This window comes from Mucilaginibacter sp. (assembly GCF_028287845.1).
Taxonomy (GTDB): Bacteria; Bacteroidota; Bacteroidia; order Sphingobacteriales; family Sphingobacteriaceae; genus Mucilaginibacter.
In genome coordinates, this window is sequence record NZ_JAQBOW010000103.1 from 26,016 (window position 1) to 50,123 (window position 24,108).

Genomic DNA, 24,108 nt, shown 5'->3' on the forward strand with positions numbered 1-24,108 from the left:
CAGTGGAGGTTGCTTTTTTTATACAGCACAATAAGTATTTTTCATAATTAATTAGCGTGTGCAGTGATGGCTTATCGCCGCTTACTGCAAATACTTTCCAACTATAGGCATCCTTCTGCCCATGCCAAATGCCTTTGGTGATACCCTTAAAATCGGCGGGGTTTGATACCGCTTATGCTCTGCCAAATTAATAAGCTTTATTGCACGATGCACGGTTTGTTCGTCATAACCCATTTTAATAATCTCGGCTGCCGAGCAGCGGTGCTCAATATACTCGGCCAATATTTTATCCAGTATATCGTATTCAGGTAATGAGTCAGAGTCTTTTTGTCCGGGCCTTAACTCGGCAGATGGGGGTTTAATAATGGAGTTTTCAGGGATAATTTCACGATCCTTATTAATATGTCGCGCCAGCTCAAAAACCTGTGTTTTATAAACATCACCAATAACAGATATGCCGCCGCACATATCGCCATATAAAGTACCATAGCCTACCGCGGCTTCGCTTTTGTTGGATGTGTTTAGCAGGATGAAGCCAAACTTATTACACATAGCCATCAACAATACCGCACGACTGCGCGATTGTATATTCTCCTCGGCAATATTAAATGGCAGGTCCTTAAATTGCGGACTTAACGCGGTTTCAAATGCTTCGGTAATATTTTTTATGGCGACGGTTTCGCTCATACAACCCAGGTTACTTACCAGGTCCTCGGCATCTTTTAAGGAGTGGTCGCTTGAGAATTTAGAAGGCAATAATACAGCCATTACATTTTCTGCACCCAACGCCTCGGCAGCCAGCGCGCACACCACAGCCGAATCAATACCACCTGATAAACCTAAGATAGCACGGGTAAATCCCGATTTATAAAAATAATCCTGTATGCCTAAAATAAGCGCCTGGTGTATTTGCGCAATATCACTTTCCCGTTCTTTTTTAATGGTCGACCGATGATCAAAAGAAACAGCTCCCTTATCATCCAACGTATAATAGGTTAAGCATTCTTCAAAGTAAGGCAGCTCATCAATCAGGTTACCGCCATTATCAAATACTAATGATCCGCCGTCAAAAATAAGCTCTGTTTGCGCGCCAACGTGGTTAACATAAAATAAAGGCAAATTATAGCGTGCAGCATTATCTTTTAAAATAGCAATACGCTCTTCATCATGGTTATAAGCAAATGGAGAAGCGGCAATATTTATCATTACATCAGGCTGCTGCTTCATCAGCGTATCCATTGGCCTGGTTATGTATAACGGGTTTTCAATAGTGTTCCACAAATCTTCGCAAATAGTTAAGGCTATTTTATGTCCCTTAAACTCAATGCAATTAAATTCGGTCGATGGTTCAAAATAGCGGTACTCATCAAAAATATCATAATTAGGCAGCAGCGCTTTATTTACAATGGCTTTAACTTTTCCGTTTTCAATAAAATATGCAGAGTTATTAAGGTCCTTGCCCTCTGTTTTGTTATTAGGAATAGGCAGGCCAATTATACAGGCAATATCAGTACATACAGCGGCAATTTTTTGGGCCGCGGCAGCGCATTGGCTAATAAACTCGCTAAATTCTAAAAAATCACGCGCGGGGTATCCGCAAACACATAACTCGGCAAATACAACCAGGTCTGCACCATTCTGCCGTGCCTTTTGTATATTTTGGATGATTTTAGCCGTGTTCGACTCAAAATTACCTACGTGATAGTTAAGCTGGGCTAATGCTATTTTCATCAGAATGATTTGTTTTTAAATGGTGATGAAGCTATCATGAGTTTTTTGTAATTGCATCTCATGATGGTTTCATATATAATATTACAAGTACTTAACTTGCATCTAAATGCAAATAATAAATTATTTTTGTTGAAAGTATAAAAATGATACCAACCAATTACAAGTTCAAACAAATTTATTTATTTTTTATTGCCGGTTTACTGTTAACAGCTTGCAGCCGCAATAAAAAAATTGAAGTTAGCAATATACCAATTGAAGTTAAAATTGAGCGCTTCGATCATGATTTTGACGCCATGCGTACAAAACCAATGCTACAGCAGGCAAATTTCATGCAAAAAAAGTACGGCATTTTTTACCGCGACTATGTTGAACAGATATTGGAAGCAGGCAGCACTGCCGATACCGGCTATTTTAATGTATTAAAACCTGTATTTGCAGGACAAGCGTATTTAGACGTAAAGCATGACGTTGATGAAGCTTACCCGAACCTTGATAAACAAGAAACCGAGCTTACTGATGCCTTTAAGCGCATCAAGTACTTTTATCCCAAAAAAAATATACCAAAAGTATATGCTTACTTCTCTGGCTTTAAGGCACAAACAGCTGTTGGAAACGGATACTTTGGCATTGGGCTGGATTTGTTTTTGGGCGCTAATTCGCGGTTTTACCCTTCATTGACTGAAGTCTTCCCGCGTTATATATCCAGAAGGTTCACGCCTGATAATATTACCCCCCGTGTTATTGAAGGCATGGCCCGCGAGGATATGTTCCCCGAAAGTGACAATGACAAAACCTTATTATCTAAAATGATATACAGCGGTAAAATATTATATTTTATTGATCAAATTTTACCCGATGTGGCCGATACAATTAAAATTGGCTATACAACTAAACAATTAAATTGGTGCACTAATTCGCAATCAATTATATGGGGTTATTTTTTAGAACAAAATTTATTATACGAAACCGATTACGAGAAATTGCAGACTTATTTAGGCGAAGCGCCTTTTACGCCGCAATTAGGCGAGCGTAATGAATCGGCACCCAAATTGGGTATATGGACAGGCTGGCAAATTGTGAAACAATATATGGAGAAGCATCCCGAGGTGACCCTGCAACAACTAATGGTTAATAATGATGCACAAAAAATATTGAATGATGCTAAATATCATCCCAAATGATATACATCAACAGCTATAAGCAAAAAAAGCGTCCCGATTTCCGGAACGCTTTTTTTATATATTGAAATGTAAATTACTTAATTATAGTAAATATTGCTTTAAGACCCATACCTGCGCCAATTGCCAATATAAGATTGGCTACTGCCGAAGCATGTTTAAAATCAGCGAAGCGTAAATAAACGCCTGCCAAACCTATAACTATCGCTATAACTAAAAATATGTAATGGCGCTCTGAATTTGCTTCCTGCATTGAGTTCATATCCTGCTGTTTTTTTTGTTGGTACAAAAATAGAAATGTTTAGGTAATTTTCTAATAAGATTTTTAATTTAACTAAAATTTACGAAGTTTTAAAAAATTCTTAAATTTCCTTTTACACCTCACCTTCCCGCTTCCTTAAAAACCATTCGGCTCCTAACAAAGCTACTATCAGCACAAATATCCATTTAACATCTATCAGGTCGCTGTAGTGTTTGTCTTCGTATACCAGCGTCTTAATGTTTTCGTTTTGCTTTATCAGGTTCACCAATTTATTAATTTGTGTGGGTTGCAGCATTTCGCCGCCGCTTTGTTTAGCTATATTTCTAAGCAGCTGATGGTTGGCCGCGCTTTGGCGGATCTCTAAATTAAGCGGCTTAACAGTTAACTGCCCGCTGGCGTTAAACAAGCGGTTACCCAATTTGGTGTTAGCTGTGTAAGTATATTCGCCAACCGGCAATGTCCCGGCATCCAGCTGGTAGCTTTGCCCGTTCCGGGTAAATAAAAAACTGTAGTTTTTACCGTCGGTAGTTTTAAGGTCTATTTTTACATCGGGGGTGTTGGTTAGCTCAAGCGCGTCATTATATAGCTCGGCATTTAGCAATACATTCTCCCCCTCATCAAAAATATTTTTAGATGGATAGGCCCTAAAGCGCTGCCTGTTGGCATTTGCCGTAAGATATTGTATGCTTTGGTTAAATAATTCTTCCAGCGCATGGTGATTGCCGTAGGTTTGATACTCTGTTAATTGCCAGCGCCATAAACCCTCGGCAGTAAGCACGCCTATGCGCCTGCCATTGTCATCCCCAAATAAAAGTAAAGGATAGCTTGTTGCTACCGATCCTATTTTTTGCTTAAACAACACACCATTAGCAACCGCAGCAGTATAACTGCCAAATGGTGCCAATAAAGGCGGCATCCTGCTTAATTTTTGCAGAGTAGAGTCTGATAAGGTAAATGATGAAAAATCAGGCACGGGCTGGGCAAACGTTTCCTGCATCTCTTGCCGGGCAGTGCTTATCCGGATTAGCTTTTGCCGCGCATTAAAATTAAAAACATCAGCCTGCGCACCCAACATATACCAAATTGGTGTTTTGCCTTTGGCGATAAAATCCTTCAACGCGCCAAAGCTAATTGCAGATGGCTGATAAAGTATAACCAAACTATAATCACTCAGCTTTGATGAACCGATGTCGGCTGTTAGGCTTGTTTTAACTTCGTAATTCTTATTGCTTTCTATGGCCTGCCGTATTACGCTGATATCCGGATGCGGACCATCATACAGCAGCAATATCTTTTGTTTGGCATCCAGTACCTCTACATAAATAGTCTCCGAATTATTTTGAGTAGACAGCTCATTTTTAACCGGTGTTATACCGATGTTAAATTTATGGATGCCTTTCCTATCAGCATTTAACTTAATAGTAAGCAGCTTTTTAAATCCGTCGCTATTAACTGCAATGATCTGCGAGTTTACCTGCCGGCCATCTTCGGTAACGGTTAGGTGCATGGTTTCGCCTTTACTTTGCCAGGCCTCGGCCAAAACCTCTATCTCAAAATCATTGCCTAAAAAAGCGGTTTTGTTGTAGTTAACGTTGCCTATTAACAAATCGCGTTTAGCAATAGTATCGCCAAGCGCGACAGTGTAGATGTTAGTTTTAAAATTGCGCGCCTCGTATTGCGGGTCGCTGCCCTGGTTGTAGGAACCATCCGTAGCTAATATTAACGCACCTATGTTTTGGTTTACAAACCTGTCATTCAACTGGTGCAGCGCGGCGGCTATGTTGGTTTGCCTGGCATTAAAGCTTTTGGACAGGCCGCTATTAAGGTCGTGCCCAAAATTAAATTCCTGCACCTCGTAGCCATCGCCTAATTGTTGTTTGAGCTTGCCCAATTCATTAATAAATTGCGAAGTATTAAAACCTTTAGGTTCGAAGGTATTTACCGATTCTGAATTATCCTGCGCTATTAAAATAAGCGGCTTTTGGGGCTTGTAGTTGGTAGACCTTACCAATGGCGATACCAGCAGCAGCGCAATAAAAAACACAGCAATCGCCCTTACGGCAGATAAAATATAGCGAAACTTATCAGCCAGATGCACCGGCCGGCGGTACATCACCCAGGCATATAATATACCCAACAGCAGGCATACCGGCGCCCACCATCCCGAAATTGTTCCCCAGGTGATTGAAAATAAAAACAGCATATCTGTATTTCAAATATGCTGTTTTTTTATTGTAAAGGATAAAAGTAATCCTGTAAAATACTTAATACTAATCTCTAACTACAACATACCCCCATCAACAGGGATAACCTGCCCGGTGATGTAAGTTGCCATATCTGACGCCAGGAAAACACAGGCATTGGCTACATCTGTGGTTTCGCCGGCGCGTTTAAGCGGGATAACTTGTGCCCAGCCTTCAACAACTTTAGGGTCAAGCACCTCGGTCATTTCTGTACGGATAAAGCCCGGGGCAATAACATTAGTACGTATATTACGTGAGCCCAGTTCTTTAGCTATTGATTTGGAGAAGCCAATAATACCCGCTTTTGAAGCCGCGTAATTAGCCTGCCCCGCGTTACCATCAACCCCAACTACCGAGCTCATGTTAATAAACACGCCATCGCGGTTCTTCATCATAATTTTTGATGCCGCCTTGGTTATGTTAAAAACAGATTTTAAGTTAACCTCTAAAACATCGTCCCACTGCTCTTCGGTCATGCGCATCAGCAAACCATCTTTGGTAATACCGGCGTTGTTTACTACAATATGTAAAGTGCCAAAATCGGCTATAATATCATTGATGAGTTTTTCTGCCTCGTCAAATTTTGACGCGTCAGAGCGGTAGCCCTTTATTTGGGTGCCAAAGCTTTGTAGTTCCTGCTCCAGAGCCTGTCCTTTTTCAACAGATGATAAATAAGTAAAAGCCACATTAGCACCATGCTCTGCAAACTTCTCTGCTATTTTGCGTCCAATACCTTTTGACGCTCCGGTTATTAACGCGGTTTTTCCTTCTAATAATTTCATAAACTTTTTAACAAACAGTTTTGGGGCGTGAAGATAAGTATTTAGTATGAAAAGTTAATGAATGAGGATAATGGTATTGATAAACAGAAATAGACATGCAACAATTTCATTGCGGACAATGCCTTATTTATTAAATTTTATTAATTTGGCACTAACCATTATAACAACAAATTAATATCCGGCTCATGAAAAATAATCACCTATCCAGGCGCATGTTTATTGGCAGCAGTGCAGTTGCCGCTACAGGAGCGCTGTTGTTGCCTAAAATATCTTTTGCCCGCACAATTTTTAGCGGGGCCGACAAACCTAATTCGCTGGTGGGCGGTGTGCTGATAGGGGTAACAACCTACTCTTACGGCCAAATGAAAAACGTTACTGCCGAGGACATGCTGCAATATTGTTTACAAGACAACATCAGCGGGGTTGAGCTGCGGGGCGATGCTGCCGAGTTAACCGCGGGTGCGCCAAAACGCATAGCCGGGCAGTCGGGAGCCGACTTTGCTAAAGCCATGGCCGACTGGCGCGCCAGTGTATCAATGGATAAATTTAAAGCGATACGCAAAATGTATGATGACGCGGGTGTAAATATCTACGCTTACAAACCTGTGGTTTTTGGGGTTAACAATACTGATGAAGAAATTGAGTACGCCTTTAATGCCGGTAAAGCGCTTGGCGCAACGCACTGTAATTGTGAAATGCCGGACAGTGATGCCCAAACCAAACGCATTGGCGAACTGGCTGCCAAACATAAAATGCGCGTAGGGTATCATGCCCATACCAACGCCACGCCTACCTTATGGGACACCGCCATGAGCCAGTCTGAATACAACTGTATTAACCTGGATATTGGCCATTATGTAGCCGGTACCAGCACCAGCCCTATTCCGTTTATTGAGAAAAACCATGCTCGCATAACCAGCATGCACATTAAGGACCGCAAATTTAATAACGGCCCAAATAGGCCCTGGGGTGAAGGTGATACGCCAATTAAAGATGTACTGTTGTTAATGAAGAAAAATCATTACAAGTTCCCTGCTACTATTGAGTTGGAATATAAGATCCCTGCCGGATCTGATGATGTAAAAGAGGTTTTGATATGCCGCAATTTTGCAGCGGATATTTTGAAGGGATAAATCATCCTTACAACCTGTCTTTAATTACCAGCGTGCTTGCAATTACATCATGCAGGCATTGCTGTTGCTTGTTAAAATAGCAGTACAGGTAACCCATAAATAAAGTAAGGACAGAGAATATCTTGGCTGCATTCCTGCCGATGGCATGAGCGGGGGTTAACCTGTTGCCCTGCATATCGCAAACTTTTAATCCCGCCAATTGCTTGCCATAGGTGGCCTGTTTGACCAAGCTTTCCATAACTACCTGGTAAATAAACTTTACTACGGGTATCACCCCTAGCAGGCTGAAAGCAAAAGCCAACCCTACCACCATATTGGTTATAAATAAAGAAATTATAAACGCCGTGATGATACAAACTCCGGATACAAAGAACCAATCTAACGCGGCTGCTATAAGCCGCTGATCAAAGCTGCCGTAGTATTGAATAAGCACTTGTTTTTGAAAGCCGAATAGCTGACGCAGTTCAGCAACCTCGTGGGCCTCTTTGTAATCGTCCATATCGGGAGTCTTTACAAAGTCGCCGGGTTTTATCTTGCGTTCTTTCAGCTCGTTTAAAGTAAAAGGACCTTCGGGTTTACCGTTTATAACAAGTGTGTACATACTCATCGCGAACTAAAATTAAGATTAATCTTCCACACTAATTGCGGTTGATATTATCTTCTCTATATTTGCCTCAAGTTCTTTACTTTATTTCAACAGATAGGTTCCCGGTTATTTAGAGACCGGGATTAAAAAGGAACCGTGTGTAAATCACGGGCTGTCGCGCAACTGTAAGTAACATATAAAGGTTGATGCCTTACCCAAAATGTCCATTATTCGTATTAAAAGCGGATGAGAAGGACGGCATCAACGTTACAAGCCAGGATATTTGCCATTTGTTTAAGACAATGCTTTCGCGTAATGAAGCAGTAGTCAGAGCACGAAAAAAAGGAATTTATAGGGGTGTTGTATGCCCGTATATTTGCTGCGCGTGTCTTTTATTACCATTTCCACGAAAGCATACCGAAAACCGTAAGGAGCATTAAGTCAAATTAATGTTTAACCAAAAAAGTTTTATGCGTATGCTCAAAAACAATCTCGGCTACCCACGTGTGGGGGCCAATCGTGAACTCAAAAAAGCCAGTGAACAATACTGGGCCGGCAAGACCGGAAAACAAGAATTATTTGCCGCCGCCCGCGCCATCCGCGAGCAAAATTGTCTACTGCAGCAAGAGGCGGGTATCGACCTTATTCCCTGCAATGATTTTAGTTATTACGATCAGGTGCTGGATACCTCGCTTATGCTGGGCGTCATTCCGCAGCGGTACACGCAGGTACTAAGCAAAAACCCCGACAACTCAGAGATCGATCTGTATTTTGCCATGGCCCGCGGTTATCAAAAAGATGGCCTGGATATTACCGCCATGGAAATGACCAAATGGTTTGATACCAATTATCATTACATCGTGCCCGAATTTACGGCGAACCAGCAGTTTAGGATATTCTCTGACAAAGTGTTCGAAGAATTTAACGTGGTCAAAAAAGTAATCGGCAGCAATCCAAAAACGGTATTAATAGGCCCGGTAACTTACCTGCTTTTAGGCAAAGAAAAAGAACAGGGTTTTGAAAAGATCGACCTGATCAAAAACCTGGTACCGGTTTATATCGAAATCCTGAAAAAGCTAAAAAGTTACGGTGCCGAATGGGTGCAATTAGATGAGCCTTTCCTGGCGCTTGATTTGACCCAAAAAGAAAAAGAGGCTTATATATATGCTTATAAAGAGATAAGAAAAGCAACCGGCGGCTTAAACCTAATGGTAGCTACTTATTTCGAAAGCCTGCACGAAAACACACAGCTTGCAGTTAACCTGCCTATTAATGCTTTACATGTTGATTTGGTGCGTGCCCCGAAGCAATTAGATAAAATTTTAAGCCTGATACCTGATAGCCTAACGCTTTCTTTAGGCGTAGTTGATGGCCGTAATATCTGGAAGAATGATTATATGCGTTCATTAGGCTATATCAAAAATGCTATTGCGGCTATTGGCACCGATAGGGTGATGATAGCGCCAAGTTGCTCATTATTACATACGCCTTTTGATTTAGAGCTTGAAACTGCCATCAACCCCGAAATTAAAAACTGGATGGCGTTTGCCAAACAAAAATTGAATGAGGTTAACGAGTTGGCCCAGATCATAGACGGGAATAACGATTTGCTGCAAGCTAATTTAAAAGCCATATCAAGCCGTAATATTTCTAAGTTGATCCATAAGCCAGCGGTTAAATTACGCACCATGGCTATTACCGATGAGGATGCCAATCGCGTTAGCAAATTTGCCGAAAGACAGCAAATACAGCAGCAAACATTTGGGTTGCCACTTTTCCCTACAACTACCATTGGGTCTTTCCCGCAAACGGATGATATCCGCCAGCTACGTGCTAAATTGAAAAAAGGTAACCTTACCCAAGCCCAATATGATACTGAAATTGAAAAAGCCACCGTTGATGCCATTCGCTGGCAGGAAGAAATTGGGCTTGATGTATTGGTGCATGGCGAGTTTGAGCGTAACGATATGGTAGAATACTTCGGCGAGTTGCTGGACGGATTTTTATTCACCAAAAATGGCTGGGTACAAAGCTATGGCAGCCGCTGCGTTAAGCCGCCGGTTATTTATGGTGATGTAAGCCGTCCGGCGGATATGACCGTTAAATGGACGAGCTTCGCCCAAGCCAATACCCATAAATTGATGAAAGGGATGTTGACAGGTCCGGTTACCATACTGCAGTGGAGTTTTGTACGGGATGACCAACCACGGTCGGTTACAACCAACCAGATAGCTTTGGCTATTCGCGACGAGGTGGTTGCGTTGGAGCAAGCAGGCATTAAAGTGATTCAGATAGACGAACCAGCTATACGCGAGGGCCTGCCTTTACGCAAAGCGGACTGGGCCGCTTATTTGGATTGGGCGGTTAAAGCGTTCCGAATATCTGCCGCAGGCGTAAAAGACGAAACGCAGATACATACCCACATGTGCTACAGCGAGTTTAATGATATTATTAAACACATTGCCGATATGGATGCCGATGTGATCACGATAGAAACCTCCCGCTCGCAAATGGAACTATTGGAAGCTTTTGCCGATTTTAAATACCCTGCCGAAATTGGCCCGGGTGTTTATGATATCCATTCGCCACGTGTGCCTACGGTTGAGGAGATGGTAAGCTTATTGGAGAAAGCTGCTGCCCTGTTACCTGTGGGCAACATCTGGGTGAACCCTGATTGCGGCCTTAAAACCCGCAAATGGCCGGAAACTAAAGTCGCCCTGCAAAACATGGTTGACGCCGCCAAAGCTGCCCGCGAAATTTTTAGCAAGCAGCCTGTTAATTAATAATTTCAAGTTAATAGTGAGCCGTACGGAGAGATTCGTGCGGCTTTTTTGTTTACCTCATATCTCAGTAATTGTCATTTCGAACGAGTTACGAGGAGAAATCTTATACAAGCGGCAATAAGCATGGCGTATAAGATTTCTCACTATCGTTCGATGACAAATTATATTGGTTCAGAATGTTAATACACATACGCCAACGGCCCATCCTTCGATACCAACACCGACCAACCCGGTTTGGAGCCTGATGTGATCGATGCGATGAATTTTCCACGTATAGAAATGCCAACTTCTATCAAACCGTCATTTAATGATTCTGTCCATTCGCAACGAATATCACTTTCGCTTTCTACGGGTTTTATAGCGGCATTTTTTGCCAGGTATTCGATTGGATTTAGAAAAGGCATATCTTCTTCTCGCCAAAAAGAAACCTCCGGGGCTTCCTGCTGGTTATATAACCAAACATCGCCAATAATGTCTTCGCCTTCGTATAGGTAGGCGTAAGCAACCCGCCCGTCGTCCTTTATCACTATAGAATAATGACGGTCAAATTCGCAATGGATTTTTAAGGAAAATGTTGACATATTAGTTTATACTATTCAAAAATGGCAGGCAGACGCCTTAAAATAATAATACACATCATTAGGAGGCTCCCATGGAGCCTTTTCTAACTTTATAGCTTTCTATAAACAGGCGACTCCTCCGGAGTCAAATGCCCGCTTTGTTTTAGCAAATATTGGCTCCGGAGGAGCTCCCTGTTTGTAGAAAGGCAAGACAAACTCTATTTTGGCTCCTATTAGAAACTCCTTATATAGGCGATACGTTTTAAGTTATTTTTATGTACTTGCTCGTTTTTTTATCCGTTTATCCGTTTATCCGTTTATCCCCATCGCTTCCCTATACTCACCCTGCAAAGCCAGCAAACAAGCCGCGCACATACAACCCTCATAATTCTCACTGATGTATTGCACCTCGTTTAAAGTAAGCTGTACCACGCTGCACTGGCATTTGGTGTAAGCGTTTGCTTTACATTCAATGCGCGCGCCGCAACGATCGCAGGATATGATTTCGTGTTTGGTCATTGTTTTTTAGTCCATGGACCATAGTCGATGAAAGAAAGTCCATAGTCGATAGTCCATGGTTGCTATTGGCAAATATAACGCAAAAAGACTATGGTGAGAAAGTCCATAGTCTATGGTCCATGGTTGGTATTAAACAAATCCTAACGCAAAAGACCATAGCCATTGTCAGTTTGAATTTCTTCTTTTGACAAGAACTATGGTCTTGATATGTTAACTATGGTCTATCGACCATGGACTATCGACTAATTATCCGGAGCAGGTAACGCAACCTTCTTCCATGGAGCAGGTTGGTCCTGCCGGTATTTCGTCGGCAACCTGGTCAACCATCTCTGGTATAACCGGATCCATGTTTTTACCACCCTGGTTCTCTACGGTAAACTTAACAGCTTGCGAAGCAGCCTGTGTACGTAGGTAATACATGCCGGTTTTTAAACCTTTCTTCCATGCGTAGAAGTGCATTGAAGTTAATTTGGATGCGTTTGGCGAATTGATGAACAAGTTTAATGACTGCGACTGGCAGATATAAGCACCCCTATCGGCAGCCATATCTATAATATCGCGCATTTTGATCTCCCAAACGGTTTTGTACAAGTCTTTCAATTCTTGCGGAATTTCGGCAATACCCTGTATAGAACCATTTGCGGTGATAATCTTATCCTTCATTGTGTTATCCCATAGGCCACGGTTCACTAAATCGCGCAGCAAATGTTTGTTTACAATAATAAATTCGCCGCTTAATACTCTGCGGGTGTAGATGTTTGAGGTATAAGGCTCAAAACACTCGTTGTTACCCAATATTTGCGAGGTTGATGCAGTTGGCATTGGTGCAACCAATAAAGAGTTACGTACACCATGATTCATTACATCTAAACGCAGGTTTTCCCAATCCCAACGGTTACTGGTTGGTTTTACTTTCCACAAATCAAACTGGAACAGGCCTTTTGACAATGGCGAACCTTTAAAGGTTTCGTATGGTCCTTCTTTTATAGCCAGATCTTTTGAAGCGGTCATTGAAGCAAAGTAGATAGTTTCAAATATATCTATATTGAGTTGCTTAGCTTCGGGGCTTTCAAAAGGCATGCGTAATAGTATGAACGCGTCGGCCAATCCCTGTACACCCAATCCAACCGGGCGATGCCTCATGTTTGAATAGCGGGCTTCTTCAACCGGGTAATAATTATGATCAATAACTTTATTCAGGTTTAAGGTAGCCTGGTAGGTTACTTCATATAATTTTTCATGATCAAAAGCGCCATTGATAACAAAGCGTGGCAATGCCAATGATGCCAAGTTACAAACAGCTATTTCGTCAGGAGAAGTATACTCCAAAATCTCGGTACATAAGTTTGAACTTTTGATGGTACCTAAATTTTGCTGATTTGATTTGCTGTTAGCTGCATCTTTATATAACAAATAAGGCGTACCGGTTTCTACCTGGGCATCTAACACCGCGAACCAAAGTTCCTGTGCTTTTATCACCTTGCGGGCACGGCCCTCTTTTTCGTATTTTTTATATAGCTTTTCAAAGTCTTTACCAAAGCAATCGGCCAAACCCGGTGCTTCATGCGGGCAGAATAAGCTCCAGTCCTCATTAGCCTCAACCCGTTGCATAAACAAATCGGATACCCAAAGGGCGTAGAACAAGTCGCGGGCGCGCATTTCTTCTTTACCGTGGTTTTTACGCAAGTCTAAAAATTCAAATATATCCGCGTGCCATGGCTCTAAATAGATAGCGAAAGCTCCTTTACGTTTGCCGCCACCCTGATCAACATAACGGGCGGTATCATTAAATACACGCAGCATAGGGATAATACCATTGCTTGTACCATTAGTACCGCTGATATATGAACCTGTTGCACGTACATTGTGTATGCTTAAACCAATACCACCGGCGCTTTGTGAAATTTTAGCGGTTTGTTTTAAAGTATCATATATACCATCAATACTGTCATCCTTCATGGTTAACAAAAAGCATGATGACATTTGTGGTTTTGGCGTACCTGCATTAAATAAGGTAGGTGTACCATGTGTAAACCAACGCTCGCTCATCAGGTGATAAGTTTTTATCGCGCTTGCTATGTCTTCTTTATGAATACCCACCGCTACGCGCATATACAAATGCTGCGGGCGCTCGGCTATTTTACCATCTAGTTTTAACAGGTATGATTTCTCCAAAGTTTTAAAGCCGAAGTAATCAAAACCAAAATCACGATCGTATATAATGCTGCTATCCAGTTCTTCAGCATTTTTTTCAATTATTTCCCAAACATCATCAGCCAGTAACGATGCATTTTTTCCGTTTTTGCTGTCGACATAGTTGTACAACAGGCGCATGGTTTCTGAGAATGATTTGATGGTGTTTTTATGCAGGTTAGAAACCGCTATACGCGATGCCAGTAACGCGTAATCGGGGTGTTTCGTAGTTAACGACGCGGCAGTTTCGGCTGCAAGGTTATCCAGCTCAGAGGTGGTTACACCATCAAACAAACCTTCAATAACCTTTTTCGCCACATCAACCGGGTCAACCAGCGAGGGGTTTAAACCATAGCACAGTTTTTCAATACGTGCGGTTATTTTGTCAAATTTAACTGACTCTTGCTTACCATCTCTTTTTACTACATACATAATTTTGGCATTTAATGGTTAGTACTGGATACCAACCGGTTATTATTTATTACTGGATATTATTCTTAGTACTTAGCAGCTAGTATCAAGTATCAAGACATTAGCTATTTATTCTGTCGTAGTAATATCAATCTTGATACTTGATACTCACTACTTGATACTTTCTAGAAATCTTCGTCTAACGAAAACGATTTATTTTCCTGGTTATTTAATACACCGCTTTTTTGATAATCGCCTACCCTCTTTTCGAAAAAGTTGGTTTTGCCCTGCAGCGATATCATCTCCATAAAATCAAATGGATTGCTTGCGCCATATACTTTATCATAACCTAACTCGCCTAACCATCTATCGGCAACAAACTCAATATACTGGCTCATCATTTTGGCGTTCATACCAATCAAACTAACCGGAAGCGCGTCGCTAATAAATTCTTTTTCTATTTCAACCGCGTCTGTTATAATAGCCGTTGCTGCTTCTTTTGATAATTTATTATCCAGCATACGGTATAACAAGCAGGCAAATTCGCAGTGCATGCCTTCGTCGCGGGATATCAGCTCATTGCTAAAGGTGAGGCCCGGCATTAAGCCGCGTTTCTTTAACCAGAATATAGAGCAGAAACTACCAGAGAAGAATATTCCTTCAACCGCCGCGAAAGCAATTAAGCGTTCTGCAAATGTGCCGTTGTTTATCCAGCGTAATGCCCACTCTGCTTTTTTACCTACACAGGGTACGGTATCAATAGCGTGAAACAAACGATCCTTTTCGGCGGGGTCTTTTATGTAAGTATCAATTAACAGCGCATAGGTTTCAGAGTGGATATTCTCCATCATGATCTGGAAACCGTAGAAACAACGAGCTTCTGGCAATTGCACCTCGCTCATAAAATTTACAGCCAGGTTTTCGTTCACAATACCATCGCTTGCCGCGAAAAATGCAAGAATGTGCGACACGAAATGCTTTTCGCCTGAGTTAAGATTTTCCCAATGTTTCAAATCATCGGAAAGATCAATTTCTTCAGCAGTCCAAAAACTTGCTTCACATTTTTTATACATCTCCCAAATAGCGGGATATTTAATAGGGAGAATAACAAAGCGATCCTTGTTCTCTTTCAATAATAATTCTGTTTCTTCCGCCATGTGTTACAATTTTTAATATTTCAACTTCTAAAGTTTTTAAAACCTGCTACTGGTAATTTTAGCCGACAATGCCGCCGGGTAGTTGTTGTTAAATAATGATAAATACATTCCTATCACCTCCAACTACTCTAAACAATCACCCTCACTAATCCCTACTAAACTACTTAACAGTGTACATCAGCCCATGATTTCATCATGGTTTTCCATTTTTACAGGCAAGGATCACCGATAATTTGGATAGCTTTAAAGAACTTATAATCCAAAGATATGGTTTGTGATTTTTCATTGTTAGTGATAGTTTTACACATCCCCTATAAGTTATAAACAAAATTTTTGTGGAGAGTAGAAACTGGTGATTAGTAGCCTGTTAAAACAGCATTACCGAATTATAAATTAATAGACTAAATATTTGTTATGCTTTTGGAACAAATTTCATAGAAACAGAATTAACGCAGTGGCGGGTGTTCTTTGGGGTTAAAAATTCGCCCTCAAATACGTGCCCCAGGTGGGCGTCGCAATTAGCGCAAACAATTTCCACCCGACGTCCGTCCGCATCCGGTACGCGTTTAACAGCGCCCGGTATTTCATCATCAAAGCTTGGCCATCCGCAATGCGATTCAAACTTCGTTTCAGAAGTATATAATGGCGTATCGCATCTTTTGCAAACGTATAAACCCTCTGCTTTATTATTTAATAACGACCCGGTAAATGGCCGCTCTGTTCCTTTATGCAATATCACCCATTCTTCATCGGGTGTTAAATTATTGTATTCCATATTAATTATTAATTAAGTGAAATATTAGTTTCGCACTCATACAATATACGACAAATTAAGGGGATTGATTGTTTTGAAACGGATGTTGACACAGGTTTGACCTAAACAAAATTGGTGTCATGTTCGCTATTTATTTACTCACAACCTCCAAATGATACTCCTGTATCAACCCCGGTGTTTCCGGTGTTAGAGTAAACGCTACGCGGATGTTTGCTTTTTCGCCTTGCATAATAAAGTAGCCGCGCATTTGGTTTTCGGCCACTATTGGGCCTACGTTAACCATTTTACCTGCTTTAGCAAATGCATCTGTGGCGGCAATTTTTAACTGATCGGGAAAGTAATCCATAAAAAAGTTCATGGCAAATATGCCACTGGCTTTTGCGGTATTCCAGTCGGCAATTACTTTTAGCAGATCACTTTTGCGCTGCTCTAAAATAGCAGAAGCCGGTAATTGCCTTGTTTTTATTCCCGAAAGCGCAAGCAAGGTATCCAGCACCTGATTATTGGGCACCCCGGCCCTTGCGTAGGTTAAATTCGCGAAGCAAACTATTCCGATGCCATATTCGGGCATGATGTTCCACTGGCTGCCAAAGCCCGGCAAACCGCCGGTATGACCAATGTAAATGCGGTTATCGCAATCTTTTTCCCAACGTAAACCATAGCAATAAGCCGTAACATTAGGGCATGGCCTGCCGGTTGTTGTTTTTGCATTTGATGATAGCGCGTTTACGTCCCACGGGTATTGCATTTCTCGGATAGAGCTGCGTTTTATGGGGCCGGTCTCAGCATCATCCCTTGGCGGCCAGGCATCCAGGTGCGCAGCCATGTATTTACTAAAGTCTTCTATAGTAGTTATTAAACCACCCATAGCGCCGTAAGAGCCATCATGCAGTAAAGGCTGTTCTACCCATTTATTATCCAGCCAGCGGTAGCCGTGTGCCAGCTTATTTTTAGGCACTTTGGTATATTCCCAATAAGTATGGGTCATGCCCAGGGGTTTTAAAATATATTCGGTTATATAATCCTCATAAGTTTTGCCTGATACTTTTTTGATGATGTACCCCAAAGTTGCAAAGCCCAAATTACTATACTCATAGCCCAAACCCGGATTGTTGGAAAAAGATATACCTTTTTTGTAAAGCGCTATCAATTCGTCGTCGCTATCAGCCAGTTGCCTGTCGCCCCATGGATTATCTTCCGGATAGCCGGATGTATGGGTCAATAAGTTTTTTATGGTGATGGGTGTAGCGTCTTTGGTTAGATATTTCAATCCCTTCATTTCGGGGATATATAGATAAGCCGGATCATCCAGCTTCAACTTACCTTCATCACGAAGCTTTAATATGGCCATGGCTGTTAAGCTTTTGGTCATGGAAGCAATACGGAAATCTGAGCTGGCATCTGCCGGTATCTTTGCGTCAATATCGGTATAACCTATCCCACCGCTGTGTACCAGCTTGCCATCAACCACAATACCATAAGCCATGCCGGGCCAATGGTTCTTTTCGGCATAGTCTTTATATAGTTTATCTATTATAGCATAGGTTGATTCTATCTTTTTCAGACGGTCGGCATCCGCAAATACCGCAGGCTTGTAAGACTGTGCGGACGCTATTAAACTAACTACCGATAAGGTAATTGCAGCAATAAGTTGAGGTAGATTTTTAACTGTCATAAAGTACGCGATTGAGATATTCCAAGATACAAAATTTAATTATTGATTGATGGGATGAGTGAATTAGTGAATAAATTTTTTTGAACCATGATTTGTAAGATTTCAGGATTACCATGATTAACCTAATCAAAATCGAGAGATTCTTAAAGCTTATAAATCAAGGTTCAAACCAACAAAAAATCCCGGCCAAACTGACCAGGATTTTAATATCTACAAGCAAACCTTTTATCTTTCGCCTTTTACCTTTAACCTCGAACTAAGCTAATTTAGCCAATTCCTCGGCCATTGCAGCACCAATTTCGGCAGGCGATTCTACAACACGGATACCACACTCGCGCATAATTTTCATTTTTGCAGCAGCGGTATCGTCGGCACCGCCAACAATTGCACCCGCGTGGCCCATACGGCGTCCCGGAGGCGCAGTCTGTCCGGCTATGAAACCTACAACAGGTTTAGTGCCGTTTGCTTTTATCCAATGCGCAGCTTCGGCTTCCATGCCTCCGCCTATCTCGCCTATCATGATAATGCCGTGAGTTTCCGGATCATTCATTAACAACTCAACCGCTTCTTTGGTTGGGGTACCTATAATTGGGTCGCCGCCAATACCAATAGCGGTAGTAATACCTAAACCGGCTTTAACCACCTGGTCTACCGCCTCGTAAGTTAATGTGCCCGATTTTGAAACCACACCTACATTACCTTTTTTAAAGATGAAGCCCGGCATAATACCAATCTTGCTCTCATCGGCAGTAATAATACCCGGACAGTTAGGGCCTATTAAGCGACTATCTTTATCGGTTAAATATTCTTTTACCTGTATCATATCCTTTGTAGGGATACCTTCGGTAATACATACAATAACTTTTATACCGGCTTCGGCAGCTTCCATTATCGCGTCGGCTGCAAATGCAGGCGGAACGAAAATGATAGATACATCGGCGCCTGTTTGTTTAACAGCATCGGCAACGGTATTAAATACCGGGCGGTCTAAATGTGTTTGTCCGCCTTTACCCGGTGTTACACCACCAACAAGCTGGGTGCCATAAGCTATCATTTGCTCTGCGTGGTAGGTACCTTCATTACCTGTAAAGCCCTGAACTATAACTTTAGAATCTTTATTAACGAGTACACTCATTGGTCTTATTTCTTTTTGTAGCGCAAAGCTAAAATTATTTTTCGCCCCCTAAGTGTCTGAGGGGTGAATTTTTTGTTTGATGATGAAAAATTTACAAAACACAGGTAGTTATTCTTGCTCTCAACTTTCTGCACACCAAATACCAGCATCCACCCGCTCAATCGCCGCGGGAAGGCTTTGTTCTTTTCCTTGATGAAAAGAACCAAAAATCAAGTCAGCAAAGATGCTTCTTTGCGCACGAGGCCTTTGCCCTGCAAATCAGGTAAAACCTCGGACTGCATAATTTTGCTCCAGGTCGCACAGGCCATTCCCCGGGCAAAAGACGCTATGCCCCTCCCTATGCGCATGGCCACCAGTTTTTCCTGCTTTCGCCCGAAGCTTATTTGCTGACGCTTTAGGATAGAACCAACATCTTGATAATTATGAGCAATCAAAAAGAAGAGGTGGCCCGTCAGCCCACGCGGCCGGGAGTCTGGCCTGTGTAGTGGCAGCGATTGGGCTGACTTGATCTTTTGGTTACTTTTGTATCACAGACAAAAGTAACAGCCCTTCCCGCGGCGATTGAGCGGGTGGATGTTGACGCTGGGAATACAGGAGTGAAATACTTTGAAACAAACGGACGGTTATTTATTAAGTGCGATTGCAAACTCAATACCCGTAATTACAAATATTAAAAGGCATATCGATACAAACATCCAAATCGCTTTTTTCATTTTTACCTTATCTCCCCCAATTCCCGGCCAAAAATAAATGTTGAAAATTACCATCCCTACTATTATTATGGTTGCCTTAAGTATTGTCAAAAAAATATATACATACAACTACCCACTAATCTCCGGACTAATAAACTCCCCCTCACTCTTAGCAATCACAATAGTAGCTACGCCGTTGCCAATTACATTGGTGATGGCCCTCGCTTCCGACATAAACCTGTCCACCCCTAATAATATTGCCACACCTTCAACAGGGATAACTTTGATGGCTGCCAGGGTTGAGGTTAGCACAATAAAACCGCTGCCAGTTACGCCTGCCGCGCCTTTGCTGGTGATCATTAATATACCGATAATGCCCAGTTGCTGCTCTATTGATAGCGGGATATGAAATACCTGCGCCAAAAATATTACCGACATGGATAAATAGATAGTTGTGCCGTCTAAATTAAAAGAATACCCTGCCGGGATAACCAAACCAACTACCGACCGCGAGCAGCCAAATTTCTCCAGCTTCTCCATCATACCCGGTAATGCCGATTCTGATGATGAAGTACCCAATACAATCAGTATTTCTTCCTTAATGTGTTTTAGGTACTGCCACAAACTAAATTTATAGATACGGCAAATAATGTTCAGCACCACAAAAATAAAGAGTATCATGGTAATATAAACAGATGCCATCAGCAAAGCCAGCGGTTGCAGGGTTTTAATACCATAGGTGCTTATGGTATAAGCCATTCCGCCGAAAGCGCCTATCGGGGCAACTTTCATCACAATATGCATAATATTAAAGAACACTTTAGATAGCTTTTCGAAGAAGTCGATAACTATTTTGCCGCCATTACCCATGCGGCTTAGGCCGTAACCAAATAGTATGGCAAAAAACAATATCTGTAAAATATCGCCTTTGGCAAAAGCATCAAAGGCATTGGCGGGTACAATGTGGGCTATAAAATCGCCCCAATGCATCTCTGCCGCAGCCTTTTGGTAAACCGCAAGCTTGGAGGTATCGGCCTTAACGGTACTTACAAAGCCTTCGCCGGGTTTAATTAGGTTGGCTACCGCTACACCTATAATTAGGGCAAACGTGGTAACTATCTCAAAGTAAAGCAATGCCTTGCCGCCTACCCTGCCTACCTTTTTCATATCACTCATGCCGGCAATGCCCAGTACAATGGTGAAGAAAATAATAGGCGCTATAAGCATGGTTATCAGGCTGATAAATACTTTACTAATGAGCTGCGCCGTTGGCGCAAATGGCTTAAAATATAGCCCTACAATAATGCCCAGCAAAATTGCAATAAGTACCTGGAAGGTTAGGTTGGTAAATAATCGTTTCATTATAGCAATAATACGATTATACAGCAAAAAAAAAAGACTTACGAGGTTAAAATATTTCGTAAGTCTTGATCTTAGTTAGATGAGATATATTATCTCCAATGTCCCGGTACCCAAACATAACCCCGTGGGCGATTAGCCCAGTGGCCTGATACCCACATTCCACCCCGATGTGGGGCTACGGCCCAATATCCCGGGCGTTCAACATAGGTTCTGCCTCTGGGGGTCCATTCGCTTTCAATCCAAACATGGTTTGCCGAAGGGCGGGCAGGACGAACAGTTACCGTACGATGATGTACCATGCGGGTTCTTACTACAACTTGGGCACTGCTATTTGCTGTTGCAAATAGCACCACAGCTGCTGATGCAAATAAAATTCTCCTTAGTGTTTTCATAATGGTTGTATTATATTACTAAAGACAGCACACAAACAAAAAAGTTTAATTTTTTGGGCAAAAAATCGCCCAAATATTACATGCGGAGCAATCAATTTTTGAAGTGCTGTTATTTATTTCCAATGACCGCCTATCCAGGTGTATCCTTTTGGGGTTTTACTCCAACGCCCCTGTATCCATATTGCTCCCGCACGCGGGGGAAATCCCCAAAAGCCGGCCGAATAGTTCTTATTATACGGTTCCCATTCGGGTGCTATCCAAACGTATTTAGGCGAAGGCCGGGGAGCCCTTTTTCTTACAGGGACAGGTGGAATCTTAGACACATACATTTGTGCGTTACTTGCTGTAATTCCAAGCACAAACAGCATACTTAATGCTAGTAAAAATTTAGTAGTTTTTTTCATAAAATAATTTAATAATTGGTGTTTCAAATCTAAAAAAAAATCAAAAAAATCAAATATTTGAAACTTCAATTTATGGGTGGAGCGGTAGGTGTTTAAATAAAAAAGCATTCCTCATTAATCAATTTATTATCTTCGCTTCATGTCACCGGCAGAAGCTAAAAAACAAATAGAAACCTTATCGGCAGAGTTAAAACAGCATAGCTATAATTACTATGTATTGGCTATGCCTGCCATATCCGACTTCGAGTTTGATAAAAAACTGGAGGCGCTGAACGCGATCGAGCAGCAATTTCCTGAATTTGCTGATCCTGATTCGCCAACGCAGCGGGTAGGTGGTTTTATTACCAAAGAGTTTAATACGGTTAAACATCGCTGGCCAATGCTATCATTAGGTAATACCTATAATGAGCAGGAGCTGCTTGATTTTGACCAACGTATACGTAAAGCCATAGGCGATAATTTTGAATATGTATGCGAGCTAAAGTTTGATGGCTTGTCTATGAGCCTAACCTACGAAAATGGTAAGCTTGCGCGTGCCGTTACCCGCGGCGATGGAGTAAAAGGTGATGAAGTAACTACCAATGTGCGCACCATACAAAGCATCCCAAAGCAATTAAAAGAAGGCAACTACCCGGATGAGTTTGAGATACGCGGCGAAGTATTTATGCACCTTAAAGCTTTTGAAAGACTTAACGGGGAGCGCATAGAAAATGGCGAACCACCTTATGCCAACCCCCGTAATTTCGCGTCGGGTACTATAAAGCTGCAGGATTCGGGCGAGGTTGCCAAGCGCCCTTTGGATTGCTTTTTGTATTTTTTATATACAGAAAAACCGCTGTTTAAAACGCATTGGGAAAGTCTGCAAGCTGTTAAAAGCTGGGGCTTTCATGTTAATGAGCATAGTAAGCTTTGTAATAATATAGATGACGTATTAGCCTTTATTACCGGGTGGGATAAAAAACGCTTTGGCTTAAGTTACGATATTGACGGCATAGTAATTAAAGTAAATAATTTTGGCCAGCAGGAAGAGCTGGGCTTTACCGCCAAATCGCCGCGCTGGGCCATATCTTATAAATTTAAAGCAGAACAGGTACAAACCCAACTGCTAAGCGTAAGCTACCAGGTGGGCCGTACCGGTGCAGTTACACCAGTTGCCAATTTAAAGCCGGTATTGCTGGCGGGTACCACGGTAAAACGTGCCACCCTGCATAACGCTAACGAAATGCTGCGATTGGATCTGCACGAAGGCGACTGGGTTTTTGTAGAAAAAGGCGGCGAAATTATCCCGAAGATTATAGAAGTAAATTTAGAGAAACGTGATCCATCGGCACCCTCCATTGATTATATAACCGAGTGCCCCGCATGTAGCACCCCATTAAAGCGCCAGGAAGGTGAGGCTGCTTTTTATTGCCCTAATGATGAGGGTTGCCCGCCGCAAATAACGGGCAAAATGCAGCATTTTATTGGCCGTAAAGCCATGAATATTGATGGACTGGGTGATGAAACTATCGAGACCTTATATCAGAAAGGATTTATAAGGCACATAAGCGATCTGTATAAACTGCATGAACATGCTGATGAGTTGAAGCAGATGGGCCGGTTTGGCGAAAAATCTATCAGCAACATGCTGGAAGGTATTGAAAAGTCTAAGCAAATGCCTTTTGAAAAAGTACTGTTTGGCTTGGGCATTCGTTACATTGGCGAAACAGTAGCTAAAAAACTTACCCATTATTTTAAAAACATGGATAACCTGATGGCCGCCACGCTTGATGAACTGATAGTTGCCGAAGAAATTGGCGAACGCATTGCCCATAGTTTAATTGAATATTTTGGCAATGAGAAACATCGCGAAGAAATTAAACAATTAAAGGCACAGGGGTTACAGTTTGTAAGCGACGAAAAAGAAGTGGTGCTACAAAGCGAGGCATTATCAGGAAAGACTTTCATTATATCCGGCACTTTTGAAAGATCAAGGGACGAATTAAAAGATATTATTGAGCAAAATGGTGGCAAAATTTTAAGCAGCATATCAGCCAAACTAAACTACCTGGTAGCCGGGGATAACATGGGCCCGGCTAAACTGGAAAAAGCACAAAAGCTGAATATCCCTATTATTAGTGATGCGGAGTTGATGG

At 41.9% G+C, this 24,108-nt stretch carries 19 protein-coding genes and 1 riboswitch; of the genes, 4 read left to right on the top strand and 15 right to left on the bottom strand.

The annotated features are described in order from the left end of the window. Positions 1–81: 81 nt before the first annotated feature. The gene (locus JWP71_RS10145; protein WP_299499311.1) at positions 82–1,731 is read right to left on the bottom strand and encodes an NAD+ synthase; all 1,650 of its coding nucleotides are present in this window, start codon (positions 1,729–1,731) and stop codon (positions 82–84) included. A 143-nt stretch (positions 1,732–1,874) separates the two neighbouring features. Between JWP71_RS10145 and gldB the strand changes: the two genes are divergently transcribed. After that, positions 1,875–2,912, top strand: coding sequence for a gliding motility lipoprotein GldB (gldB, locus tag JWP71_RS10150; protein WP_299499313.1), 1,038 nt, complete (start codon positions 1,875–1,877; stop codon positions 2,910–2,912). A gap of 73 nt (positions 2,913–2,985) precedes the next feature. Here gldB and JWP71_RS10155 read toward each other — a convergent pair whose 3' ends face one another. The 3 genes from JWP71_RS10155 to fabG all read right to left on the bottom strand — a co-directional run bounded on the left by JWP71_RS10155 (position 2,986) and on the right by fabG (position 6,196). Then, a complete protein-coding gene (locus JWP71_RS10155) occupies positions 2,986–3,171 on the bottom strand; it encodes a hypothetical protein (protein ID WP_299499316.1) in 186 nt (61 codons plus the stop codon). 112 nt (positions 3,172–3,283) lie between these two features. Further along, positions 3,284–5,374: a hypothetical protein gene (locus JWP71_RS10160; protein WP_299499319.1), complete on the bottom strand. Its 2,091-nt coding sequence runs from the start codon at positions 5,372–5,374 to the stop codon at positions 3,284–3,286. Positions 5,375–5,452: 78 nt separating this feature from the next. Then, positions 5,453–6,196 (bottom strand): 3-oxoacyl-[acyl-carrier-protein] reductase, encoded by a 744-nt coding sequence (gene fabG, locus JWP71_RS10165; protein WP_299499322.1) that lies wholly within the window; start codon positions 6,194–6,196, stop codon positions 5,453–5,455. Positions 6,197–6,381: 185 nt separating this feature from the next. Here fabG and JWP71_RS10170 point away from each other — a divergent pair, with 185 nt between their 5' ends. After that, on the top strand, positions 6,382–7,329 hold the full coding sequence (locus tag JWP71_RS10170; RefSeq protein WP_299499325.1) for a TIM barrel protein: 948 nt from the start codon (positions 6,382–6,384) through the stop codon (positions 7,327–7,329). Positions 7,330–7,336: 7 nt separating this feature from the next. Here the strand turns inward: JWP71_RS10170 and JWP71_RS10175 are convergent, their stop codons facing one another. After that, the gene (locus JWP71_RS10175) at positions 7,337–7,930 is read right to left on the bottom strand and encodes an RDD family protein (RefSeq protein WP_299499328.1); all 594 of its coding nucleotides are present in this window, start codon (positions 7,928–7,930) and stop codon (positions 7,337–7,339) included. 84 nt (positions 7,931–8,014) lie between these two features. Next, a riboswitch (cobalamin riboswitch) is annotated at positions 8,015–8,221 on the top strand. 170 nt (positions 8,222–8,391) lie between these two features. Here JWP71_RS10175 and metE point away from each other — a divergent pair. Next, complete coding sequence (gene metE, locus JWP71_RS10180; protein ID WP_366143530.1) at positions 8,392–10,698, top strand: 5-methyltetrahydropteroyltriglutamate--homocysteine S-methyltransferase; 2,307 nt, start codon at positions 8,392–8,394, stop codon at positions 10,696–10,698. A gap of 179 nt (positions 10,699–10,877) precedes the next feature. Here metE and JWP71_RS10185 read toward each other — a convergent pair whose 3' ends face one another. The 10 genes from JWP71_RS10185 to JWP71_RS10230 form a co-directional block, all read right to left on the bottom strand. Continuing rightward, complete coding sequence (locus JWP71_RS10185; RefSeq protein ID WP_299499334.1) at positions 10,878–11,279, bottom strand: hypothetical protein; 402 nt, start codon at positions 11,277–11,279, stop codon at positions 10,878–10,880. 288 nt (positions 11,280–11,567) lie between these two features. Continuing rightward, positions 11,568–11,777 carry a cysteine-rich CWC family protein gene (locus tag JWP71_RS10190; protein ID WP_299499337.1) on the bottom strand — a complete coding sequence of 70 codons (210 nt, stop codon included), beginning with the start codon at positions 11,775–11,777 and terminating at the stop codon, positions 11,568–11,570. 246 nt (positions 11,778–12,023) lie between these two features. Next, complete coding sequence (locus JWP71_RS10195) at positions 12,024–14,402, bottom strand: ribonucleoside-diphosphate reductase subunit alpha (RefSeq protein ID WP_299499340.1); 2,379 nt, start codon at positions 14,400–14,402, stop codon at positions 12,024–12,026. 164 nt (positions 14,403–14,566) lie between these two features. Next, positions 14,567–15,538, bottom strand: a complete 972-nt coding sequence (locus JWP71_RS10200; protein ID WP_299499342.1) for a ribonucleoside-diphosphate reductase small subunit — start codon at positions 15,536–15,538, stop codon at positions 14,567–14,569. Between the two features lie 412 nt (positions 15,539–15,950). After that, a complete protein-coding gene (locus tag JWP71_RS10205) occupies positions 15,951–16,313 on the bottom strand; it encodes a methionine-R-sulfoxide reductase (RefSeq protein ID WP_299499345.1) in 363 nt (120 codons plus the stop codon). Positions 16,314–16,443: 130 nt separating this feature from the next. Continuing rightward, on the bottom strand, positions 16,444–17,988 hold the full coding sequence (locus JWP71_RS10210) for a serine hydrolase domain-containing protein (protein ID WP_299499347.1): 1,545 nt from the start codon (positions 17,986–17,988) through the stop codon (positions 16,444–16,446). Positions 17,989–18,244: 256 nt separating this feature from the next. Beyond that, complete coding sequence (sucD, locus tag JWP71_RS10215; RefSeq protein WP_299499350.1) at positions 18,245–19,123, bottom strand: succinate--CoA ligase subunit alpha; 879 nt, start codon at positions 19,121–19,123, stop codon at positions 18,245–18,247. A gap of 821 nt (positions 19,124–19,944) precedes the next feature. After that, on the bottom strand, positions 19,945–21,177 hold the full coding sequence (dctA, locus tag JWP71_RS10220; protein ID WP_299499352.1) for a C4-dicarboxylate transporter DctA: 1,233 nt from the start codon (positions 21,175–21,177) through the stop codon (positions 19,945–19,947). Positions 21,178–21,266: 89 nt separating this feature from the next. Then, positions 21,267–21,569, bottom strand: coding sequence for a YXWGXW repeat-containing protein (locus tag JWP71_RS10225; protein WP_299499355.1), 303 nt, complete (start codon positions 21,567–21,569; stop codon positions 21,267–21,269). A gap of 113 nt (positions 21,570–21,682) precedes the next feature. Then, positions 21,683–21,973, bottom strand: coding sequence for a hypothetical protein (locus tag JWP71_RS10230; RefSeq protein WP_299499358.1), 291 nt, complete (start codon positions 21,971–21,973; stop codon positions 21,683–21,685). Between the two features lie 139 nt (positions 21,974–22,112). On the opposite strand from JWP71_RS10230, the gene ligA reads away from it, so the two are divergent. Then, positions 22,113–24,108, top strand: a 1,996-nt coding sequence (ligA, locus tag JWP71_RS10235; protein ID WP_299499361.1) for an NAD-dependent DNA ligase LigA, incomplete at its 3' end; no start/stop codon positions are given.